This window comes from Citrobacter sp. Cf088 (genome assembly GCF_030334295.1).
Lineage (GTDB): Bacteria > Pseudomonadota > Gammaproteobacteria > Enterobacterales > Enterobacteriaceae > Citrobacter > Citrobacter freundii.
The window spans coordinates 303,831-325,706 of sequence record NZ_JAOWEE010000040.1 but is presented as its reverse complement, the minus strand read 5'-3'; the positions used below and the strand labels follow the sequence as shown (position 1 = coordinate 325,706).

General features: G+C 54.0%; 18 protein-coding genes. 10 read left to right on the top strand and 8 right to left on the bottom strand.

The window, feature by feature from the left end:
* Positions 1-3: 3 nt before the first annotated feature.
* From yicI to OGV71_RS06795, 8 genes are all read left to right on the top strand, one after another.
* The gene (gene yicI / locus OGV71_RS06830; protein WP_204583169.1) at positions 4-2,322 is read left to right on the top strand and encodes an alpha-xylosidase; all 2,319 of its coding nucleotides are present in this window, start codon (positions 4-6) and stop codon (positions 2,320-2,322) included.
* 322 nt (positions 2,323-2,644) lie between these two features.
* On the top strand, positions 2,645-4,198 hold the full coding sequence (locus OGV71_RS06825) for a BglG family transcription antiterminator (protein ID WP_003024005.1): 1,554 nt from the start codon (positions 2,645-2,647) through the stop codon (positions 4,196-4,198).
* Between the two features lie 26 nt (positions 4,199-4,224).
* On the top strand, positions 4,225-4,695 hold the full coding sequence (locus OGV71_RS06820) for a PTS sugar transporter subunit IIA (RefSeq protein ID WP_003024008.1): 471 nt from the start codon (positions 4,225-4,227) through the stop codon (positions 4,693-4,695).
* 19 nt (positions 4,696-4,714) lie between these two features.
* Positions 4,715-5,035: a PTS fructose transporter subunit IIB gene (locus OGV71_RS06815; protein ID WP_003844521.1), complete on the top strand. Its 321-nt coding sequence runs from the start codon at positions 4,715-4,717 to the stop codon at positions 5,033-5,035.
* A gap of 26 nt (positions 5,036-5,061) precedes the next feature.
* Positions 5,062-6,153, top strand: coding sequence for a PTS fructose transporter subunit IIC (locus OGV71_RS06810; protein ID WP_204583170.1), 1,092 nt, complete (start codon positions 5,062-5,064; stop codon positions 6,151-6,153).
* Between the two features lie 11 nt (positions 6,154-6,164).
* Positions 6,165-7,016: a class II fructose-bisphosphate aldolase gene (locus tag OGV71_RS06805; RefSeq protein ID WP_003024015.1), complete on the top strand. Its 852-nt coding sequence runs from the start codon at positions 6,165-6,167 to the stop codon at positions 7,014-7,016.
* Between the two features lie 80 nt (positions 7,017-7,096).
* Complete coding sequence (locus OGV71_RS06800; protein WP_003827236.1) at positions 7,097-7,957, top strand: ketose-bisphosphate aldolase; 861 nt, start codon at positions 7,097-7,099, stop codon at positions 7,955-7,957.
* Positions 7,958-8,006: 49 nt separating this feature from the next.
* Positions 8,007-8,684, top strand: a complete 678-nt coding sequence (locus OGV71_RS06795) for a D-lyxose/D-mannose family sugar isomerase (protein ID WP_003844523.1) — start codon at positions 8,007-8,009, stop codon at positions 8,682-8,684.
* A 42-nt stretch (positions 8,685-8,726) separates the two neighbouring features.
* Here the strand turns inward: OGV71_RS06795 and OGV71_RS06790 are convergent, their stop codons facing one another.
* Together OGV71_RS06790 and xanP are read right to left on the bottom strand one after the other, a co-directional pair.
* Entirely contained in the window at positions 8,727-10,436 is a 1,710-nt protein-coding gene (locus OGV71_RS06790; RefSeq protein ID WP_003844524.1) for an AsmA family protein, read from the bottom strand.
* A gap of 121 nt (positions 10,437-10,557) precedes the next feature.
* On the bottom strand, positions 10,558-11,949 hold the full coding sequence (gene xanP, locus OGV71_RS06785; RefSeq protein WP_003024026.1) for a xanthine/proton symporter XanP: 1,392 nt from the start codon (positions 11,947-11,949) through the stop codon (positions 10,558-10,560).
* Between the two features lie 225 nt (positions 11,950-12,174).
* Here xanP and gltS point away from each other — a divergent pair, with 225 nt between their 5' ends.
* Entirely contained in the window at positions 12,175-13,380 is a 1,206-nt protein-coding gene (gene gltS / locus OGV71_RS06780; protein WP_003024029.1) for a sodium/glutamate symporter, read from the top strand.
* Positions 13,381-13,422: 42 nt separating this feature from the next.
* Here gltS and recG read toward each other — a convergent pair whose 3' ends face one another.
* The 5 genes from recG to gmk are packed head-to-tail and all read right to left on the bottom strand — an operon-like array spanning position 13,423 to position 19,290.
* Positions 13,423-15,504 (bottom strand): ATP-dependent DNA helicase RecG, encoded by a 2,082-nt coding sequence (gene recG, locus OGV71_RS06775; protein ID WP_003837591.1) that lies wholly within the window; start codon positions 15,502-15,504, stop codon positions 13,423-13,425.
* A gap of 5 nt (positions 15,505-15,509) precedes the next feature.
* The gene (trmH, locus tag OGV71_RS06770) at positions 15,510-16,199 is read right to left on the bottom strand and encodes a tRNA (guanosine(18)-2'-O)-methyltransferase TrmH (RefSeq protein WP_106672572.1); all 690 of its coding nucleotides are present in this window, start codon (positions 16,197-16,199) and stop codon (positions 15,510-15,512) included.
* A 4-nt stretch (positions 16,200-16,203) separates the two neighbouring features.
* On the bottom strand, positions 16,204-18,318 hold the full coding sequence (spoT, locus tag OGV71_RS06765; protein ID WP_003024038.1) for a bifunctional GTP diphosphokinase/guanosine-3',5'-bis pyrophosphate 3'-pyrophosphohydrolase: 2,115 nt from the start codon (positions 18,316-18,318) through the stop codon (positions 16,204-16,206).
* Between the two features lie 18 nt (positions 18,319-18,336).
* Positions 18,337-18,612: a DNA-directed RNA polymerase subunit omega gene (rpoZ, locus tag OGV71_RS06760; RefSeq protein ID WP_000135058.1), complete on the bottom strand. Its 276-nt coding sequence runs from the start codon at positions 18,610-18,612 to the stop codon at positions 18,337-18,339.
* 54 nt (positions 18,613-18,666) lie between these two features.
* Positions 18,667-19,290 (bottom strand): guanylate kinase, encoded by a 624-nt coding sequence (gene gmk / locus OGV71_RS06755; RefSeq protein WP_003024042.1) that lies wholly within the window; start codon positions 19,288-19,290, stop codon positions 18,667-18,669.
* Positions 19,291-19,551: 261 nt separating this feature from the next.
* Here gmk and ligB point away from each other — a divergent pair, with 261 nt between their 5' ends.
* Positions 19,552-21,231, top strand: coding sequence for an NAD-dependent DNA ligase LigB (ligB, locus tag OGV71_RS06750; RefSeq protein WP_204583171.1), 1,680 nt, complete (start codon positions 19,552-19,554; stop codon positions 21,229-21,231).
* Here ligB and OGV71_RS06745 read toward each other — a convergent pair.
* Positions 21,228-21,845: a trimeric intracellular cation channel family protein gene (locus OGV71_RS06745; RefSeq protein ID WP_003024049.1), complete on the bottom strand. Its 618-nt coding sequence runs from the start codon at positions 21,843-21,845 to the stop codon at positions 21,228-21,230. The two genes, ligB and OGV71_RS06745, sit on opposite strands and share 4 nt — an antisense overlap.
* Positions 21,846-21,876: the final 31 nt, after the last annotated feature.

Here is a 21,876-nt window from a genome sequence, read left to right as displayed (position 1 = left end):
ATGATGAAAATTAGCGATGGAAACTGGCTGATTCAGCCCGGTCTGAACGTGATTAACCCGATTCAGGTATTCGAGGTCGAACAGCAGGGTAACGAGATGATTGTCTACGTTGCGCCGCGCGATGTGCGCGAACGTACCTGGCAACTGGATACTCCACTCTTCACCCTGCGCTTTTTCTCACCGCAGGAAGGCGTGGTCGGTGTGCGTATGGAGCACTTCCAGGGGGCGCTGGATACCGGTCCGCATTACCCGCTCAATGTGCTGCAGGATGTGAAGGTCGAGATGCGCAACACCGCTGAGATTGCCGAACTGAAGAGCGGTAACCTGAGCGTGCGCGTAACCAAAGGGGAATTCTGGTCGCTGGATTTCCTGCGTAACGGCGAACGTATTACCGGCAGCCAGCTGAAAAACAACGGCTACGTCCAGGACACCAACAGCGGGAAAAACTATATGTTTGAACGCCTGGATCTCGGCGTCGGTGAAACGGTGTACGGTCTGGGCGAGCGCTTTACCGCGCTGGTGCGTAACGGGCAAACGGTGGAAACCTGGAACCGTGACGGCGGCACCAGCACCGAGCAATCTTACAAGAACATCCCATTCTATATCACCAACCGTGGCTACGGTGTGCTGGTGAATCACCCGCAGTGCGTGTCGTTTGAAATCGGCTCTGAGAAAGTGTCGAAAGTGCAGTTCAGCGTGGAAAGTGAGTATCTGGAATATTTCGTCATCGACGGCCCAACGCCGAAGGACGTGTTGAACCGTTATACCCAATTTACTGGCCGTCCCGCGCTGCCGCCCGCCTGGTCGTTCGGCCTGTGGCTGACCACCTCGTTCACCACCAATTACGACGAAGCGACGGTCAACAGCTTTATCGACGGCATGGCCGAGCGCAATCTGCCGCTGCACGTTTTTCACTTTGACTGCTTCTGGATGAAAGCCTTCCAGTGGTGCGACTTTGAGTGGGATCCGCTGACCTTCCCGGACCCGGAAGGCATGATCCGCCGCCTGAAAGAGAAAGGGCTGAAGGTTTGCGTGTGGATCAACCCGTATATCGGGCAAAAATCACCGATTTTCAACGAGCTGAAAGAGAAGGGCTATCTGCTCAAGCGGCCGGATGGTTCCCTGTGGCAATGGGATAAATGGCAGCCGGGCCTGGCGATTTATGACTTCACTAATCCGCAAGCCTGTGAGTGGTATGCCAACAAGCTGAAAGGTCTGGTGGATATCGGCGTTGACTGCTTCAAAACTGACTTTGGTGAACGCATTCCTACTGACGTTCAGTGGTTTGACGGTGCCGATCCGCAGAAAATGCACAACCATTATGCGTACATCTACAACGAACTGGTGTGGAACGTGCTGAAAAAGACTGTCGGTGAAGAAGAGGCGGTCCTGTTTGCCCGTTCAGCTTCGGTCGGCGCGCAGCAGTTTCCGGTGCATTGGGGCGGCGACTGCTATGCCAACTATGAATCGATGGCCGAAAGCCTGCGCGGCGGGTTGTCCATTGGTCTGTCCGGCTTTGGCTTCTGGAGTCACGATATTGGCGGCTTTGAGAATACCGCCCCAGCGCACGTCTACAAGCGCTGGTGTGCGTTCGGGCTGCTCTCCAGCCATAGTCGTCTGCACGGGAGCAAATCCTACCGTGTGCCGTGGGCGTACGATGACGAATCCTGCGATGTGGTGCGCTATTTCACCGAGCAGAAATGCCGCATGATGCCGTACCTGTATCGCGAAGCGGCGCGCGCCAATGAGCTCGGAACGCCGATGATGCGCGCAATGATGCTGGAGTTCCCGGATGATCCGGCATGTGATTACCTCGACCGCCAGTACATGCTGGGTGATAGCGTGATGGTTGCGCCGGTGTTTAGCGAGGCGGGTGATGTGCAGTTCTACCTGCCGGAAGGACGCTGGACGCATCTGTGGCGTAACGACGAGGTGTCTGGCAGTCGCTGGCATAAGCAGCAGCATGACTTCCTGAGCCTGCCAGTCTACGTGCGTGAAAACACCCTGCTGGCGCTGGGCAGCAATAACCAGAAGCCGGACTACGCCTGGCATGAAGGAACTGCGTTCCAGCTGTTCCATCTGCAGGAGGGCCGGGAAGCGGTGTGTGAAGTGCCTGCGATGGACGGCTCGGTTATCTTCACGCTGAAGGCGACGCGTGTAGGTAATACCATCACTGTGAAAGGGAACGGTGAGGCACGTAACTGGACGCTGTGCCTGCGAAATATTCAGGAAATTGGCGGCATTAAATGCGGGTCGCATATGGGCAGCGAGCTGGGTGTAGTTATTACTCCACAGGGCAGTGAGCTGACGATTACCTTGTAAGTATGTGTCGACGAGGTGCCGGATGCGTTTTATCCGGCCCACGCTGCGAGCAGCATTCCAGATCTGAAAATCCAAAACATCCTGAATTAAATTTTTATCTCTGCATATTTGCGAGCGGTATCACTCTGATTCCCGCGAAAAATGTGATCTGCGCCGTAAATATCTCACTATTTCCTCTTTTTGTCTTATTTCTGTCCGGATTACTGGACACGATTTAGTATTGTTGACGCATCGTAGTCCTCTTATATTTATCATCACGGATTACACGTGGAGCATAAGCGCTTCTTTAGCTATTTAATCTGGTGTGTGATAAGGGTAAATAATGCAAATGATTACCTCGCGACAAAACAGATTATTAAAGTTTCTTCTGTCTAAGAAGGAATATGTCACGCTGCTGAAAATTGCCGAGTATTTATCTGTTTCAGAGAAAACTGTGCAGCGCGATCTGCGCTTACTGGAACCATGGTTATCAGAATGGAAAATAACCATCGATAAACGTGCTGGTGCTGGGGTGATATTAAGTTCCGATAATATTACCGACCTTTTATATATGGATCAGTTATTAGGATCGGAAGGTGATGATACTGACGGCATGATGAATAATTCACGGCGAGTCAAGATAGCCTCACAGTTATTAAGCGAAACGCCGCATGAAACGTCGATCAGTAAATTATCCGAACGTTATTTCATTAGTAGCGCATCGATTGTTAATGATCTGAAAGTAATTGAATCCTGGATTACCCCACTGGGCCTGTCGTTGATTCGCAGTCAGAGCGGCACGCATATCGAAGGCAGCGAGAGCGGTGTACGCCAGGCGATGGCGTCGCTGATTAACGGCGTGATTAACCATAATGAACCTGGTAACGTGGTTTATTCACGCCTTGACCCGGGCAGTTATAAAGCCTTAGTGCATTACTTTGGCGAAGAAGATGTTTTATTTGTCCAGACGTTATTGCAGGAAATGGAGAACGACCTGTGCTGGTCTCTGGGCGAGCCTTATTACGTCAATATCTTTACCCATATTTTGATCATGATGTACCGCATCACGCGGGGCAATGCGCTGCCGAGAAAAGATGAAAATATCACCTCATGTGACGAGAATATTTTTTCCATTGCCAGCCGGATGATTCAACATATTGAAAAACGCATTGCCCACCCGCTACCGGAAGACGAAGTCTGGTTTATTTATCAATACATTATCTCTTCCGGCGTGGTAATTGAAGAGCATAACGACGTGAGCGTGATTGGCCATATGCACTCTAGCGACGAAGCGCGTTTGATTACCCATCGGTTGATTGCCTCCTTTGCCGAGATGGTCGACAGCGATCTTAGCCAGGACACGGCGCTGTATGACGGATTGCTGATCCACATTAAGCCGCTGATTAACCGCCTGAACTACCAGATCCGCATTCGTAATCCGCTGCTGGAGGATATTAAAGGCGAGTTGCAGGACGTGTGGCGTCTGACCCAGTGCGCGGTGAATCGGGTGTTTAGCGGTTGGGGCGAGCGGCCCGTGTCGGAAGATGAGGTGGGATATTTAACCGTGCATTTTCAAGCCGCAATGGAGCGGCAGATAGCGCGTAAGCGTGTGCTGCTGGTCTGCTCAACCGGTATTGGCACCTCTCACTTACTCAAAAGCCGTATTCTGCGCGCCTTTCCGGACTGGACTATCGTCGGCGTGGTATCGGCAGGCAGCCTGCCCTCCGTACTGACTGACGATATTGAACTGGTGGTATCGACGATAAATTTACCTGCTGTTGCTATGCCGGTCGTGTATGTCACCGCCTTTTTCAATGATGCAGATATTAAGCGGGTAACAGAAACGGTTATTACGGAAAAATTACATCGGGCGACGTCGCTGGTCGTCGAAAATTAATGTCTGAACTCCATGAGGTATGATTGATGGACATCACGAAAATACTCAATACAAATCGCGTTATTTTGGACATGAAGGCCACAAACAAAACGGAGGCTATTGAGGAACTGACGGATATTCTGCAGAAAGATGGGGCAATTAGCTGTCGGGAAACGTTTATTCAGGATGTCTGGCAGCGTGAATCAGAAGGCTCGACCGGCTTCGAAAATCATATTGCGATCCCGCATGGGAAATCCTCGGCAGTGGTCAATACCACGCTGGCAATTGGGCGTACCCGCCAGGATATTCCCTGGGAAACCCTGGATGGCAGCAACGTGCGCTGCATCATTCTGTTTGCCGTACGTCTTGAAGATCAAAACACTACACATATTCGTCTGCTTTCGCAGGTTGCCGGCGCGTTGGCGGATGACGACATTATTGAACAACTGTTAGTCGAAAGCAGTCCACAGAAAATTATTGAGCTTTTTAGCCAATATGCTGAATCCAATGTCTGCTAAATAAAAAGTGGAGCATGTTATGAATATTGTTTGTGTTGCCGCCTGTACGGCGGGTATTGCGCACACCTATATTGCCCGTGAGAAGCTAATTAAAGGTGCTAAAGCGCTTGGTCATAATATAAGAGTTGAAACCCAGGGAACTATCGGCACGGAGAACGAACTGCTGACAGAGGATATTTCTGCAGCTGATGTCGTAATTCTTGCTGTCGATGTCAAAATAAAAGGGGAGGAACGATTTTCAAATAAACGCATCGTGCGAGTGAAAACCGAAATCGTCATAAAATCGCCCATTCAGTTTCTTGAAAAGGTCGAAAAATCATTAGTTAATAATAACCAGTAGCGATCCTCATTCTGGAGGGGTTTCACATGAGTGAAAATAAAATTCCGCTATCTCAGGAAATAAAAAGACATTTATTAACGGGGATTTCGTGGATGATCCCGTTAATTGTCGCCGCCGGGATCTGTATTGCTCTCGGGCAAATACTTGGCGGCACTAACGTGGGTGAAAAAACAGGAACCATACCCTGGATGCTCAACCAGATTGGCGGCTGGGGGATGGGGTTAATCGTACCGCTGATTAGTGCGGCGATTGCGTACTCCATTGCCGATCGTCCCGGATTTGCGCCGGGCCTGATTGTCGGCTTTGTTTGCGGCGAAATTCATACCGGTTTTATCGGCGGGATGCTGGGCGGGTTCCTGGTCGGTTATACCGTACTGCTACTTAAGCGCTATATCCGTTTGCCACAGTCGATGCAGGGGCTGATGCCCATCATGGTGTTGCCGGTACTGAGTACCGTCATTGGCGGCCTGTTGATGATGACGCTGATTGGCAAGCCGATAGCCTGGCTGCAGGACGCGTTGATTCATCTGCTGGAGTCCATGCAGGGCGGATCCCGCTTTCTGATGGGCGCTATCCTCGGTGCGATGGCGACATTCGATTTCGGCGGACCGGTGAATAAAACCATGTCGCTGTTTGCTGACGGCATGCTGGTCAGCGGTGTGTACGGTCCGGAAGCGGTGAAGTTTGTTGGTTCGATGATCCCTCCGTTCGGCATTACGCTCTCTTTCCTGCTGACGCGTAACAAGTACACCCGTGCGGAACGTGAGGCGCTGAAGGCGGCATTCCCGATGGGGATCTGCATGATTACCGAAGGGGTCATTCCGATCGCAGCGCGCGACCTGTTGCGCGTGGTGGGCTCTTGCGTGGTGGCCTCGGCGATTGCGGGCGGCCTGATTATGGCGTGGGGTGTCGAAAGCCCGGTACCGCACGGCGGCATGTTTGTGGTTCCGCTCTTTACGCATCCGCTGCTGTTTTGCCTGGCGCTGGGGATCGGCACGGTGATTTGCGGTGTCATGTTGTCGCTGTGGAAGAAACCGGTGACCGAGCGTGACGAAGAGTTTGATGAACTCAGCGATCAAAAACTGAAAGACGAAGAGATCACCTTCACCCTGGAATAACCGGAGGCCGTATGTTTGCCGATATGAAAAGCATGGTGACGAAAGCCTGGCGCGAGCAGTACGCGCTGCTGGCCATCAACTGCATGAACCTGGAAAGCGCCCGCGCGGCGGTTCGAGTGGCAGAGAAACACCGTGCGCCCATCATTCTGAATCTGTATCAGGGGCATCTGGAGCATTTTCCGGCCCCGATAGCGGCTGCGGTCGTCAAAACGCTGGCAGAGGAAGCCTCAGTACCGGTCGCGCTGGCGCTGGATCATGGAAAGGATCCTGTACGCATTCGTCAGGCTTTTCGCGCCGGATTCAGCGGGTTAATGATCGATGCCTCCGCCTTTGCGCTGGAGGAGAACATTCGCCAGACCCGGGCAGTGGTCGAGCTCGCAGCCAGCGTTTCTCTGTGCGTGGAAGGCGAGCTGGGCCATCTGGCCGATGCTCCGCGCTATGACCATGCCGCTAACGCTGATTTGATGACTCAGGCCGCCGACGTGGAACCCTTTATCCAACAGACCGGGATCGATTTGCTGGCGGTGTCGGTGGGTACGGCACACGGCATGTACGCGCCGGGTATCACACCTGCTATTGATTTCCTGCGGCTGGAGGAAATAGCCCGGTTATCAACTGTACCTCTGGCGCTGCATGGTGGCAGCGGGACGCCGTTTGATCAGCTACAGCGTTGCCCGACGTTTGGCGTCGCCAAGATAAACGTTGGTGCGGCGGTTTTCGAAGCCGGAAAGGCTGCGCTACTGCATACCCTGTGTCGTGACACATCCGGTGAGCTCGTTGATGCCCTGGCCCTGATGGAGCAGGCCTGCGAGGAAGCCATTATTCCGTACCTGCAGGCCAGCGGCGCTATCGGCAAAGCCTGATTCATTTTCTGTAACGCCTTCTATGCCTCTGCGATGACGCACTGGCAGGGCTTTCTACACCCTGAAACTGGAGAATTAACATGTTAGTTTCGATGAAAGAATTACTGCAACCTACTCGTCAGCACGGTTTTGCTATCGGCGCATTCAACGTGGCGGACAGCTGCTTTGTACGTGCAGTTGTGGAAGAAGCGGAAGCGACCAACACCCCGGCGATTATCTCCATTCACCCCAGCGAACATGATTTTGTCGGCGATGCGTTTTTTAGCTACGTCCGTGATATCACGATGCGTAGCCCAGTGCCGTTTACTCTGCATCTGGACCACGGCGCTTCGGTTGAGCATGTGCTGCGGGCGATTCAGTGTGGGTTTACCTCGGTGATGATTGATGGCTCGCTGCTGCCGTATGAAGAGAACGTGGCGCTGACCCGCGAAGTGGTCAAGCTGGCGCATGCGGTAGGTGTTTCTGTGGAAGGGGAGTTGGGTACGATTGGTCAGACCGGGACGTCAGTGGAAGGCGGCGTGTCGAAGGTTACTTATACCGACCCTGCTCAGGCAGAGGATTTTATCGCCCGAACCGGTGCAGACACGCTGGCGGTGGCGATTGGAACCGCGCACGGGATCTACCCGAAAGGGATGCAGCCAGAGCTGCAAATGAACATCCTGCGCGACATCGCCGGGCGTGTGGATATTCCGCTGGTGCTGCACGGTGGTTCCGCGAACCCGGATGCGGAAATTGCCGAATCCGTCACGCTGGGTGTTGGCAAAATCAACATTTCCAGCGATATGAAATATGCCTACTTCCAGAAAGTCCGCGAAATCCTGGCAAAAGAAACCTGGTGGGACCCGAACGTAATCTACCCAGAAGCCATTAGCGCCGCGCGGGACGTGATCCGCCACAAAATGAAATTGTTCGGTTCAACCGGCAAAGCATCACTTTACTAACGGCATGCAGGCGGGGCGACCCGCCTCTTTCGCAACAAGGAAAAGTGGAATGAAGCGTTCACATATTAATTATGCCGTCGATAAAGCGCATGCCATCGCCGAGACTTTTCGGGTCTGTCTGCCTGATTTTGCGTATTTTACGATCGATGCCTGGCGGCAACAGGATCAAACTCTGTGGCGTGAAGTGCGCGCTCTCCAGTTGGGCTGGGACGTTACTGACTTCGGACGCGGTGATTTTGCGCAAACGGGGCTGACGTTACTGACGTTGCGCAATGGTCTGATGGGGTCAGCGGATTACCCCAAACCGTACGCCGAAAAGATGCTGCAAATTCAGCAGGATCAGCAAACGCCATGGCATTTTCATCGCCATAAAATGGAAGATATCGTGAATCGCGGCGGCGGTGACTTATGTATGCAGCTGGCATGGGCCACGCCTGATGACGGGTATGACGCACGGCGTATTGTTGAAGTTAGCGTCGATGGTCAGCGGCGTACCGTTGACGCTGGCGAGACGCTGGTATTGAAACCGGGACAGGGGGTGTGCCTGCCGCCGCGCTTGTATCATCGCTTTTGGGCGGAGAAGGCGTTCGTGCTGGGCTGGGAAATCTCGATGGTCAATGACGACCAGCATGACAACCACTTTCTGGAACCTGGCGGTCGCTTCCCGGCGATTGAAGAGGATGAGCCGGTGAAGTGGCTGTTGTGCAGTGAATATATTCGTTTATGAGCGTGAGTAAGCCCGGTAAGCGAAGCGCCACCGGGCAATAAATTATTGCGCAGGTGGTGGTGCTGTGACTTCACTCCCTGAAACCACACCCGCCTGCATAGTCTGCGTGACCTGCTGTTTCTCCACGTTCACCGCATGCAGTTGCCCGCTGACCGTTGGCTTGAGCGGCGCATCGGCCTGAATATTGCCGCTGGCGGTAAGCTGAATATTACCATCGCCGGAAAGCGGCAGTGCGGGCCAGCCCCACTGCTGCAGGATCGTCATTGGCACGCCGCGTCCGTTCAGGCTGATCTGAGCCTGACGCTGAGGCAACTGCGAAATGCTGGCGGTGGCCTCCAGCAGCCCTTTTTCCGTATAGGCGCTCAGTTCGCTGATATTGATGGTGCTGTTGTTCGCCGTCAGCGCCAGCGAAGGACGACGTACATCCGTGCGGTTAAAGGTAGCAGCAGCGGCGTTGAGGGTGGCGCTCCCGCTCCAGATCCCCCACTGATTGTTCTGTACCAGCCCGAGGTTAGCGCCGTAACCGTCAAGCGCGGTGAGCTGCCACGGGAAACTCGGGTCGATATCAATTACCAGATTGCGGCTGGCGCTGAATTTCTTCAGCGTCAGGCTGTTTAGCCATGTTGGCAGAGGTTTCATCCACTGCTGCTTCCAGTTTTCCGGCAGCGTGTATTCCAGACCGGCAATAGCGGCATCATCGAGGACCAGCGCTTTGTTGCTGCGTAGCCAGTTTCCGGATGTTCTGACCATACCGCCTTCCCAGCGGGTGGTGAACTGGCGCAGCGCAATGCCCTGTGGTGAGAACTCGGCGTTCAGAATCGGATCGAAGAAGTGCAGAGAGCCGTAGATAAACTCGCTGGCGTTCATCGACAATTTTCCTTCCTGAGTTTGCCAGTCGTCCTTGCTGAAGGTCATGTTGCGCAAGCTCAGATCGAGATCCGTCACCGCCCAGTCAGGGCCTTGCAGACGGGCATCCGTTACTTCCAGACGACCAATTTGCAGGGAAGGAATGGTGCTTAACGGGGCAAAAAAGTCGGCCAGCGATTTGTCGCTTTGCAGCCGGATATCGTTCAGGCGCAGATTCTCCACTACCCAGCTCCCGTCGGCATTGCGTTGCGCTACGCCGGTTAATGCTCCACGCGCCACGTCTGCGCCAATATTGCTAAGCGTCACCCGGTCATGGTCAATGCTGCCTTCAATCAAGACGTTGGTGGTCGGGACATCGTTGAGCGTCAACGAACTGGCGCTGAGCTGAATTTGCGCTTTGCTGCCGAGAATTTTACCTGCTTCAGGGCTCCAGGGAATGACGCCGCCGTTAACGCGCTGGGCGCTGAGGTTCCACTCGCTACCGGGGCTGTTAAGCGCCATATCCTGCAATTGCAGGCGATCGGCCTGAAACGGTAACGGCGCGGTTTGCTGGGAAAGATTCAGCGTGCCGTTTTGCAACAAAATGGTGTCTACGTGCAGCGGGTCGGTGATTTGGCGGCTACTGAGTCCAATATCGACCGTTTTGGCGACCAGCGTGGCGGGCTGACCATCCCGGCCAAAGGTGACGTTTTCCAGCAGAATATGGGAAGGGGAAGAAAACCGGTGATCGATGGCATCAAAGGCCAGATGGTAGCTGCTGTTCTGTGAAACCCAGGCACTGACGTGCTCTGCGCCCCAGCGGGTTTGCAGTAGAAAATAAAGGCCGAGGATCGCCACTGCAAGGGCGATCAGCACGTAAAGAAGCAGCTTTCCAATAAATTTCATGGTCTTCCATCCCGCGAAGTGCACATAGTCAAGTTATGCACGATTTAGACGCAATGCTCAAGGCGGGAATGGTGAAAGAGCGTTACAGCGGCGTTGATTCAGAATCAACGCCGTAGTTTGCTTATTGCTTTTCTGGTGGGAACACCAGGTTCAGAACGATAGCGGTAATACCGCCTGCGGCAATGCCGGAAGAGAGCAGGTTTTTCACCCAGTCCGGGGCGAACTGCAGGATCAACGGCTGCTGGGAGACGCCCAGGCCGACGGCCAGCGACAGCGCGATAATCAGAATCGCGCGGCGGTTCAGTGGCTCGCGGGACACAATACGCACGCCGGATGCGGCGATAGTACCGAACATTACCAGCGTTGCCCCGCCCAGTACTGGCTCAGGAATATGCTGTACAAAACCGCTAACCGCCGGGAACAGGCCCAGCGCGATCAACATCAACGCCACCACAAAACCGACGTAGCGGCTGGCAACGCCCGTTAACTGAATAACCCCGTTGTTCTGCCCAAAACAGGAGTTCGGGAAGGTGTTGAACACAGCGGAAACAAACGAGTTCAGGCCGTTCGCCAGCACGCCGCCTTTCAGGCGTTTCATATACAGCGGACCAGAAACCGGCTGCTCGGAGACATCAGAGGTGGCCGTAATATCGCCGATGGTTTCCAGTGAGGTGATCATAAAGACCAGCATCAGCGGCAGCAGTAAACTCCAGTCGATACCCAGGCCATAATACAGCGGCGTTGGCACCATTAGCAGGTCCTGACTTACCGGTGCGGTATTTTGCGGCAGCATGTCCATAAACCAGGCCAGCAGATAGCCTGCCGCCATCGCAATCACCAATGACGCAACACGCAGGTAAGGGTTGCGTTGACGGTTAAGCAGGATGATTAGCGCCAGTACCACGCCTGCCAACAGTAAATTCTTCGGTGCACCAAAGGTGTTGTCGCTCATTGCGGCATAGCCACCACCAATTGATGTCAGACCCACCTGAATCAGCGACAGGCCGATAATCATCACCACCACGCCTGAGACCAATGGGGTAATGATCCGCCGCGCCAAATGTAGTACGCGTGAGATAACCATCTCGGTGCAGCTTGCCAGCATCAACGTACCGAACAGCGCCGCCATCATGGTTGGGACATCTGCGCCACCGGTTTTTAGCGCCGTACCGCCCATAATCAGTGGCGCAACAAAGTTAAAGCTGGTGCCCTGAATGGATAGCAGCCCTGAGCCTACCGGCCCCCAGGCTTTGATCTGAATGATAGAAGCTACGCCGGAGGCGAACAGCGACATACTGATAATGTGTTGAGTATCCTGAGCCGGTAAACCAAGCGCCTGGCAAATTAACAGAGCGGGAGTAATTACCGCGACGAACATGGCCAGCAGATGCTGACAGGCGGCAAACAAGGTCTGGGCTAACGGGGGGCGATCTTCAAGACGGTAAATCAGTTCACTGTTGTGAGTCTGCGCAACCGGTTGCGCATTTGTTGACTCTACGGCGTTAACGGACATCAGAGGCAATCCCATGGTGGAAAAGCGGTGATTTTATCTGACCAGGGCAGAAAAGCAAACGTTTGCTAGCAGGTATTCTTAATATTTAAAACGGATAAACAAACATTTTTATATAACTTTTCATCATTTTCTGCTTAAAATCCACCCCGAAAACTCAATAAGAGCTAAAAATCGGTCTGGAATGCATCGTGCGTGATTGTGCTAAACGCACTAATGGAGCTGTAAATGTTTTATCTCGATACGTTATCAACGCTGGTTGCGGCAACCCTTGTGTTGCTGCTGGGACGTAAGCTCGTCCAGTCTGTTTCCTTCCTGAAAAAATACACCATTCCCGAACCCGTAGCGGGCGGCCTGCTGGTGGCGATTGCGCTGCTGGTGCTGAAAAAAAGCATGGGCTGGGAAGTTAACTTCGATATGACCCTGCGCGATCCGCTGATGCTGGCATTCTTCGCCACCATCGGCCTGAACGCCAATATCGCAAGTTTGCGTGCTGGCGGCCGCGTGGTGGGTATTTTTCTGATTGTGGTTGTTGGCCTGTTGCTGATGCAAAACGCCATCGGTATTGGTATGGCGACCCTGCTGGGTCTGGACCCGCTGATGGGTCTGATCGCTGGCTCGATCACCCTCTCTGGTGGACACGGAACCGGGGCCGCATGGAGCAAGCTGTTTATTGAACGTTATGGCTTCACCAATGCGACTGAAGTGGCGATGGCTTGCGCAACGTTTGGTCTGGTATTGGGTGGGCTGATTGGCGGCCCGGTGGCACGCTATCTGGTCAAACACTCCACCACGCCAGACGGTATGCCGGACGATCAGGCTGTGCCGACCGCATTTGAAAAGCCGGACGTTGGGCGCATGATCACCTCACTGGTGCTGATTGAAACCATCGCGCTGATCGCTATCTGTCTGACGGTGGGTAAAATCGTTGCGCAAATGCTGGTTGGAACGGTACTGGAACTGCCGACCTTCGTTTGCGTGCTGTTTGTTGGGGTGATCCTCAGCAATGGTCTGGCGCTACTGGGCTTTTACCGGGTGTTCGAACGTGCGGTTTCTGTGCTGGGTAACGTTAGTCTGTCACTGTTCCTGGCGATGGCGCTGATGAGCCTGAAGCTATGGGAACTGGCTTCTCTGGCCTTGCCGATGCTGGCAATCCTGGTTGTGCAGACCATTTTCATGGCGCTGTATGCGATATTCGTTACCTGGCGCATGATGGGTAAGAACTACGATGCCGCTGTGCTGGCTGCCGGACACTGCGGTTTTGGCCTCGGCGCGACGCCGACGGCGATTGCCAACATGCAGGCGATTACCGAGCGCTTTGGGCCATCCCATATGGCGTTTCTGGTGGTGCCGATGGTGGGGGCATTCTTTATCGATATCGTCAACGCGCTGGTGATTAAGCTGTATCTGCTGTTACCGATTTTTGCGCAATAACGGCTGTGCGGCGGGGTAACATCCGCCGCCGCTATGAATCGACTATGCGTTGGAGTAGCGTTCGGTTTCCGGCATCCAGCGCTCTATTAGCGCCACGGCCTGTTGCGGATAGCGTTCGTGAATATGGCGAGCAATGCGCTGAACTTCCGGGATAATCGCCTGATCACGCAGTAAATCTGCGACCTTGAACTCTGCCGTTCCGGTCTGGCGAGTACCTAACAGCTCGCCGGGGCCGCGAATCTCTAAATCTTTTTGCGCAATCACGAACCCGTCGTTGCTGTCTCGCAGAACCTGCAAGCGTTTCTGCGCGGTTTTAGACAGCGGTGATTTGTACAGCAGGACGCAGTGGGAGGCCACCGCGCCACGACCTACGCGGCCACGCAGCTGATGCAGCTGGGCCAGGCCCAGGCGCTCCGGGTTTTCAATAATCATCAGGCTGGCGTTTGGCACGTCCACGCCCACTTCAATCACCGTGGTGGCAACCAACAGATGCAGTTCACCCTGCTTAAAGGCCGCCATTACTGACTGCTTCTCGGCGGGCTTCATACGGCCGTGTACCAGGCCAATATTGAGTTCTGGCAGCGCAATCTTAAGCTCTTCCCACGTTGCTTCTGCTGCCTGAGCTTCTAACAGATCAGACTCTTCAATCAGCGTACAGACCCAGTATGCCTGGCGCGCTTCGTGGGTACATGCGTTGCGCACGCGATCAATAATATCGCTGCGGCGGGTATCCGGAATGGCGACCGTGGTGACCGGGGTACGTCCCGGTGGGAGTTCATCAATTACTGAGGTGTCGAGATCAGCATAGGCGGTCATCGCCAGCGTGCGCGGGATTGGCGTGGCAGTCATGATGAGCTGGTGCGGGTGGAAACCCTGCTGCTGACCTTTTTCCCACAGCGCCAGACGCTGATGCACCCCGAAGCGGTGCTGTTCGTCGATGATAACCAGTGCCAGACCGTTGAACTGAACCTGTTCCTGGAAAATTGCATGGGTACCGACAATCATCTGCACCTGACCGCTGGCGATGGCTTCCTGTTGCGCCAGACGCGCTTTGCCTTTCTGCTTGCCCGCCAGCCAGCCCACTTCAACGCCCAGCGGTGCGAACCAGCTGCGGAAGTTATTCGCATGTTGTTCAGCCAATAATTCGGTGGGGGCCATCAGCGCAACCTGCTTCCCATGTGCGATAGCGCGCAGGGCGGCTAACGCCGCAACCAGCGTTTTACCGGAGCCGACATCACCCTGTACCAGGCGCATCATTGGGACATCCAGTGCCATATCACGTTCGATCTCCGCGGTAACGCGAGCCTGTGCGCCAGTCGGTTTAAATGGTAGCGCCGCCAACAGCTTATCTTTCAGCGCATTGTTTGCGCTCAGCGGCTGGGCATGAAAACGCTGCGCCCCGGCGCGTAATGCCAGCATGCTGAGATTATGCGCCAGCAGTTCTTCGAGAATCAGACGTCGCTGCGCCGGATGTTGTCCTGTTTCCAGATCGCTGAGTTGCAGCGACGGTGGAGGGCGGTGCAACGTGCGCAGTGCTTCGGGCAGGCTCATCATGCCCTGTAACAGCTCTGGCGGTAGCAGTTCGGCAATGGCGCAAGTATCGAGCAGATCCAGTGCCTGATCGGTCAGCTTGCGCAGCGTGGCCTGCTTCACGCCTTCGGTAGTCGGATAAACAGGGGTCAGCGTTTCCTGTAATTCCGGCGTGCTGAGATCGCCCTGCACACGGTATTCCGGGTGGATCATCTCTGCGCCGTATTTCCCGCGTTTGGCTTCACCGTAGGCCAGCACCCGGCGACCGGTGGCTAGGCTGTTTTTCATTGCTGCGCTGAAGTTGAAAAATCGCATGGTGAGAATGCCGGAGCCATCGCTGATCTGACAGGTCATCATCCGGCGACCGCCGAAGGTGATATTGCAGTTCAGCACTTCGCCTTCAACGGTGGCATAGACGCCCGGCAGTAGTTCGCCAATTGGGTACAGATGGGTACGGTCTTCGTAACGCAGGGGGAGGTGTAGCAGGAGGTCCTGTACGGTGTGCAGGCCAATTTTCGCCAGTTTACTGCTTTGCGCTGCGCCAACGCCGGTCAGAGAGTTGAGTGGGATGGCATCCAGTAAACGGCCTTTCATCGCGTTTATCTCGCAGATTGCATAGTGGCCCACCACGTTGCATCGGCTTCAATTTCGCCCTGCGTGTTTACGTGAGGGTAGGGAAGACCTTTGCGCTTAGCGACATTCGCCAGCACCGGATAACCGCCTTCAAACAGTAAGCGCTGCTGCTCGTCTTGTGGCAGCATGCTGTTTTCTCGTCGGTACATCCCAGCGTTTTGCCGCTGGCGTTGTGCTTCGTACAGAATCAGCGCGGAGGCGACCGAAACGTTCAGCGACTGCACCATGCCAGTCATGGGAATGATGATGTCCTGATCAGCCAGATCCAACGCTTCCTGAGTGATGCCGGTTTTCTCCTGGCCCATCAGGATGCAGGTGGGGCGCGTGTAATCAATATTGCGAAAATCCACGGCTTTATCTGACAGATGAGTTGCCAGAACCTGCATGCCGCGGTTTTTTAAATGTGAGACCGCATCGCCAATAGTAAGGTGAGTTTTCACCTGCACCCAACTGTTGCTGCCTGCGGCAGAAGAGGCCATGGTGCGCATACGACTACCCGGCCAGACGGCGTGGACTTCATGCACGCCGACCGCATCTGCAGTACGAATGATAGCGGAAACGTTATGAGGTTTGTGGACCTCTTCCATGCAGACGGTCAGATCGGGCTGACGACGTGCGAGCATCTCGCGGATACGTGCATAGCGCTGTTCATTCATAAGACTAGTTTCGGTTACGGGTGACTTTTATTACGTCCGGCATGACGCGAATTTTGCGCATGATATTCGCCAGGTGCACGCGATCGCGAGCGGTCAAGCGAATAAAGGCGCTATAGACGCGACCATCTTTCTCTTCCGTATTCAGGCTTTGAATATTGGAGGTGGTCGTGTTGATTGCCGCCGTCAGGTTCGCCAAAGCACCCTGGTGGTTAAACATATCCACCTTAATCTCAGTGATGAATTCCTGCTCTGTTTCTTTATCCCATTCCACCGCCATAAATTTCTCTGGCTCTTTCTGGTAGCCACGAATATTACGGCAGGACTCATGGTGAATCACCAGACCTTTACCCGGACTGACGTGGGCAATGATGGGATCGCCTGGAATTGGACGGCAGCATTTCGCGAAGGTGATCAGCACGCCGTCTGCACCTTTGATCGGCAGATGACCATGGCCAGATTGTGCCGGTACGTTCGCTGTTGCTTCGCCCTGCTGGAGGTTTTTCGCTACCACCACGCTCATGGCATTACCCAGACCGATTTCTGCGAGCAGATCGTCAAGAGTGGCGAGCTTCATGCGCTCAAGCTCACGCTGGATGCTCTCTGGCGGGATCTCAGCCAGTTTACGGCTACCGCCCAGGGCATGGTTGAGCAGTCGACGGCCCAGACTGACGGAATCATCGCGCTTGAGGTTTTTCAGCAGTTGGCGAATCTTGGCGCGCGCTTTCGAACTGACGACGAAGTTGAGCCACGCGGCATTCGGGCGCGCACCCGGGGCGGTAATAATCTCAACTGTCTGACCGCTAAAGAGCGGTTGTGAAAGCGGGTAAGGCTGTCTGTCGACGCGCGCGCCGACGCAAGCGTGACCGATATCGGTATGCACGGCGTAGGCGAAGTCGACAGGCGTTGCACCGGCGGGCAGTTCGACAATGCGCCCTTCCGGTGTGAAAACATAAATCTCATCCGGGAAGAGATCAGATTTAACGCTTTCAATAAATTCAAACGAGCTACCGGCGCTCTGCTGCAGTTCCAGCAGGCTTTGCATCCAGCGCTGAGCGCGGATTTGCGCAGTGGTGCTGCTTTCGCCGCCGTGCTCTTTGTAAGCCCAGTGCGCTGCGACACCCATCTCTGCCATCTGGTCCATGTCTTCAGTACGAATCTGTACTTCAACCGGGACGCCATGAGGGCCGATCATTGAGGTGTGCAAAGACTGATATCCGTTCGCTTTTGGGATGGCAATATAGTCTTTCACGCGGCCAGGACGTGGTTTGTACAGGCTGTGCATCTGGCCGAGTACGCGATAGCAGGTATCGGAATCATGAACGATGACGCGAAATGCGTAGATATCCATGATGGAGTGAAAACGCTGCTCTTTGAGCACCATTTTGCAGTAAATAGAGTACAGGTGCTTCTCACGCCCGCTTACGCGACACGGAATACCTGCCTCCTGCAAACGCCCTTCGATTTCCGAGAGGATTTTTTGGATCATCTCTTTGCGGTTGCCGCGAGCGGCTTTAACCACTTCTTTAATCACGCGATAGCGGTTTGGGTACAGCGCTTCAAAACCCAGCTCTTCCAGCTCGGTTTTAATGTGATGAATACCTAAACGGTGTGCCAGCGGACTATAGATTTCGAGGGTTTCACGGGCGATGCGGCGACGCTTGTCCGGGCGTAATGAGCCCAGCGTGCGCATATTGTGGGTACGGTCGGCAAGTTTGATGAGAATGACGCGGATATCCTGCACCATCGCCATAATCATCTTGCGAAAGTTTTCGGCTTGCGCCTCTTTCTTATCGCGAAACTTAAGCTTATCAAGCTTCGATACCCCTTCTACCAGCTCTGCAACGCTTTTACCAAAAAGCTGTTCCATGTCCTGATAGGTGGCTGGGGTATCTTCAATCACGTCATGCAGCAGCGCAGCCATCAGCGTTTCGTAGTCGAGTTTCATCTCGGCCAGAATGCAGGCTACCGCTACCGGGTGCGTGATATAGGGTTCACCGCTTGAACGTGTCTGGCCCTCGTGAGCGTCACGTGCAACGAGATACGCCTGCCGAAGACGCTTAATCTGGTCTTCCGGCAGGTAGTTTTGAATCAGTTGATTCAGGCTTTCAAACAGATACAAGGGCGACCCGCTTTGTGATTAACGACGACCTTCAGCAATAGCGGTAACGGCTTGTAATTCAGCGGCTTCCTGCTCTTGCTGTTCCTGGCGCTCACGCACGTCGAGGATCTGGTTGTTGATCAGACCTTCTTCGATTTCGCGCAGCGCGATAACGGTAGTTTTATCGTTTTCTTCCGGTACGAGCGGATCCTTTCCGCCTACCTGCATCTGACGAGCGCGACGCGCGGCGACCAGTACCAGGTCAAAACGGTTACCAATTTTCTCTACAGCGTCCTGAACAGTTACGCGTGCCATACTTAAAATGCTCCACAGGTGAAGAAATGACTGGGCATGATACTGAATGTGGGTTCAGTCTGCCAACAGTTTGCTGATTAAAGCGTCATGACGCTGCTTTTGGCGGCTCATGCGCAGACGTTCGGCGCGAATGATGGTTTTCAAATCGCCCAGGGCGGTATCGAAATCATCGTTCACAATAAGATAATCATATTCGGCGTAATGGCTCATTTCTGCAACAGCTTGCGCCATACGTTTTGCGATCACGTCTTCGCTATCCTGACCGCGGCCACGCAGACGGCGATCCAACTCAATCTTAGATGGCGGCAAAATAAAAATACTGCGCGCATGCGGCATTTTTTCACGAATTTGCTGCGCACCTTGCCAGTCGATATCTAAAAAGACGTCTACACCGGATGCTAATACTTGCTCAATGGTTTCACGTGAGGTGCCGTAGTAATTACCGAAAACCTCCGCGTGTTCCAGGAACGCGTCTCTGCCAATCATGGTTCTGAATTCATCATGGTTCACAAAGAAATAGTGTTCACCGTGCACTTCCCCCGGGCGCGGTGCGCGCGTGGTGTGCGAAACAGAAACCTGGGTGTCATACAACGGTTGGGTCTTTAATAAAGCCTGAATCAGGCTGGATTTACCCGCGCCACTGGGGGCAGAAACAATATAAAGCGTGCCTTGAGCCATGAGTATCTTAATGTATGTGATTGTCGAAAGAGAGCCTACATACGGGCTTATTATACACGTAGCCGCTATGTGACGTAGCCCTTGTCACACTTTTTGCGCATGTTTATTGCGTTTTGCGTATCAGTTTCCTGTTTTATCGATGATTTGCAGCAATACGTGCAAATGTCAGGAACGGTGCTCGCAGGATGCTTTTTTGCCGCTCTGTTTCCCTATTATTTCGCGCTATACCTGCCAGGAAATGCAGTGCTCAGCGGAGGTAACATGGGATTATGGAAAGGCATAGGGCTGGTTTTGCTAATGGGGTATCTACCCGCATGGGCGGTATGCCCCGTCTGGTCGCCTGCCAGGGCAAACGAGGAAATTTCACGACTACAGCAGCAGATAACACAGTGGAATGACAGTTACTGGAAACAGGGTGAAAGTGCCGTAGATGACGGCGTTTATGACCAGCTCAATGCGCAACTAATTCAATGGCAGCGCTGTTTTGGTGATGAAGTTCCACCAGATCTGTCTGCGCCACCAATGGGTGGTACAGTATCGCACCCCGTTCCCCACACGGGAGTTCGAAAACTTGCCGATAAGCAAGAGCTACAGCAATGGATGCACGCTCGCAGCGATCTCTGGGTGCAACCGAAGGTGGATGGTGTGGCAGTGACGTTAGTCTATCGCAATGGCGATCTGGTACGGGCGATTAGCCGTGGTAATGGCCTGAAAGGCGAAGACTGGACGCAAAAGGTTCTTCAGATCCCTTCCGTACCACATTCCACCAAGGGGAATCTCGCTAACAGTACGTTGCAGGGTGAGATTTTTTTGCAGCAAGAGGGGCATATTCAGAAGCAGAGAGGGGGAATGAACGCCCGCTCGAAGGTTGCTGGATTGATGATGCGCCAGAGCAATCCGGAATTATTAGGCTCGCTGGCTATTTTTATCTGGGCCTGGCCCGATGGTCCTGCGGTCATGTCTGAAAGACTGGAGCAGCTCACTGCTGCCGGGTTCAGTTTCACGCAACATTTTACCAAGGCCGTGAAGAGTGCGGATGACGTAGAGCAAGTGCGAGCAAAGTGGTGGACTTCAGCATTACCTTTTGTCACTGATGGCGTGGTCGTGCGAACAGGAAAAGAGCCGCAGGCGCGATACTGGCTACCCGGACAGGGAGACTGGCTGGCTGCGTGGAAATATCCTCCCGTGGCCAGGGTATCTGAGGTAACCGGTATTCAGTTCTCCGTTGGTAAAAGCGGGAAAATTGCGGTGGTAGCATTGCTGGCTCCCGTCATGCTGGATGATAAACGTGTACAGCGCGTCAATATTGGCTCCGTTCGACGCTGGAATGAATGGGATATCGCGCCTGGCGATCAGATTCTGGTGAGCCTGGCCGGACAAGGGATCCCCCGTATAGATGAGGTGGTCTGGCGCAGTACCCAGCGTAGTAAGCCAGTGCCACCTGAGGGGCGCTTCAATTCATTAACCTGTTTTTATGCCACAGCGGAGTGCCAGGAACAGTTTGTTGCCAGACTGGTCTGGCTGGGGGCCAATGAGGTGCTGGGGCTGGAGGGCATCGGCGAGGCGGGATGGCGGGAGCTCCACCAGGTGTATCGCTTTGAGCATATCTTTTCCTGGCTCGGGCTAACTCAGGAACAACTACAGTCGACATTTGGTATAAGCAAAGGGGAGAAGTTATGGCATCAATTCAACCTGTCACGCGATCTTCCGTTCACGCGCTGGGTGATTGCCATGGGAATACCGTTAACACAGGCAACGCTGAATGCCAGCCGGGATGGTTCGTGGCAGCAATTGCAAGAACGCGATGAACAAAGCTGGCGGCAGCTTCCTTTCATGGGGGAGCAGCGGGCACGGCAGGTTATTCAGTGGCTGGAGGATCGAGAGGTCACAGCGCTGAGCAACTGGTTAGCTGCTCAGCGGATCGCGGGCTTTATGCCTTAATGGCCTTCATGGCGATAGTAAAATACAGGCAGACCTAACTTCAGGCGCAGCGCCAGTAGTCGGGCGGTAAAGCCGAAGAGCAGGGTAGAGATAACTACTACATCATGACTGGAGACATAATGCTGCAGCACGATGTACAGCACGGCAGCGGCAAATGATACGCCGGCATACAGTTCTTTCTGGAACACCAGCGGGATGCGTTTGCAGAACATATCGCGTAATACGCCGCCGAAAACCCCGGTAGTGACCGCAGCGACCACGGCGATAATCGGTCCATGGCCCATATCCAGTGCCACCTGAGCCCCGATAATAGAAAAGACCACCAGGCCCAGCGCATCCAGTACGAGGAATATTTTGCGCAGATAGGGCATCACGGGAGCAATAATAGTGGTCAGTACCGCGGCAGTGGCTACGATAATAACGTATTCAGGGTGCTTTACCCAGCCGAGCGGATAATGGCCGAGAAGAATATCGCGTACTGAACCACCGCCAATTGCTGTCGCGGTGGCAATGATAATGACGCCAAACGTATCCATACGACGACGCCCAGCCGCAAGCGCACCGGTCATGGCTTCGGCAGTAATACCAATTAAGTATAAAACGTGTAACAGCATGTATTCCCCCTGATTTGCTGGGGGCTAAGGT

Bases quoted from the DNA above. Each gene is read 5' to 3' on its own strand.
- yicI (WP_204583169.1), top strand. From the start codon at position 4: ATGAAAATTAGCGATGGAAACTGGCTGATTCAGCCCGGTCTGAACGTG.
- OGV71_RS06825 (WP_003024005.1), top strand. From the start codon at position 2,645: ATGCAAATGATTACCTCGCGACAAAACAGATTATTAAAGTTTCTTCTG.
- OGV71_RS06820 (WP_003024008.1), top strand. From the start codon at position 4,225: ATGGACATCACGAAAATACTCAATACAAATCGCGTTATTTTGGACATG.
- OGV71_RS06815 (WP_003844521.1), top strand. From the start codon at position 4,715: ATGAATATTGTTTGTGTTGCCGCCTGTACGGCGGGTATTGCGCACACC.
- OGV71_RS06810 (WP_204583170.1), top strand. From the start codon at position 5,062: ATGAGTGAAAATAAAATTCCGCTATCTCAGGAAATAAAAAGACATTTA.
- OGV71_RS06805 (WP_003024015.1), top strand. From the start codon at position 6,165: ATGTTTGCCGATATGAAAAGCATGGTGACGAAAGCCTGGCGCGAGCAG.
- OGV71_RS06800 (WP_003827236.1), top strand. From the start codon at position 7,097: ATGTTAGTTTCGATGAAAGAATTACTGCAACCTACTCGTCAGCACGGT.
- OGV71_RS06795 (WP_003844523.1), top strand. From the start codon at position 8,007: ATGAAGCGTTCACATATTAATTATGCCGTCGATAAAGCGCATGCCATC.
- OGV71_RS06790 (WP_003844524.1), bottom strand. From the start codon at position 10,436: ATGAAATTTATTGGAAAGCTGCTTCTTTACGTGCTGATCGCCCTTGCA.
- xanP (WP_003024026.1), bottom strand. From the start codon at position 11,949: ATGTCCGTTAACGCCGTAGAGTCAACAAATGCGCAACCGGTTGCGCAG.
- gltS (WP_003024029.1), top strand. From the start codon at position 12,175: ATGTTTTATCTCGATACGTTATCAACGCTGGTTGCGGCAACCCTTGTG.
- recG (WP_003837591.1), bottom strand. From the start codon at position 15,504: ATGAAAGGCCGTTTACTGGATGCCATCCCACTCAACTCTCTGACCGGC.
- trmH (WP_106672572.1), bottom strand. From the start codon at position 16,199: ATGAATGAACAGCGCTATGCACGTATCCGCGAGATGCTCGCACGTCGT.
- rpoZ (WP_000135058.1), bottom strand. From the start codon at position 18,612: ATGGCACGCGTAACTGTTCAGGACGCTGTAGAGAAAATTGGTAACCGT.
- gmk (WP_003024042.1), bottom strand. From the start codon at position 19,290: ATGGCTCAAGGCACGCTTTATATTGTTTCTGCCCCCAGTGGCGCGGGT.
- ligB (WP_204583171.1), top strand. From the start codon at position 19,552: ATGGGATTATGGAAAGGCATAGGGCTGGTTTTGCTAATGGGGTATCTA.
- OGV71_RS06745 (WP_003024049.1), bottom strand. From the start codon at position 21,845: ATGCTGTTACACGTTTTATACTTAATTGGTATTACTGCCGAAGCCATG.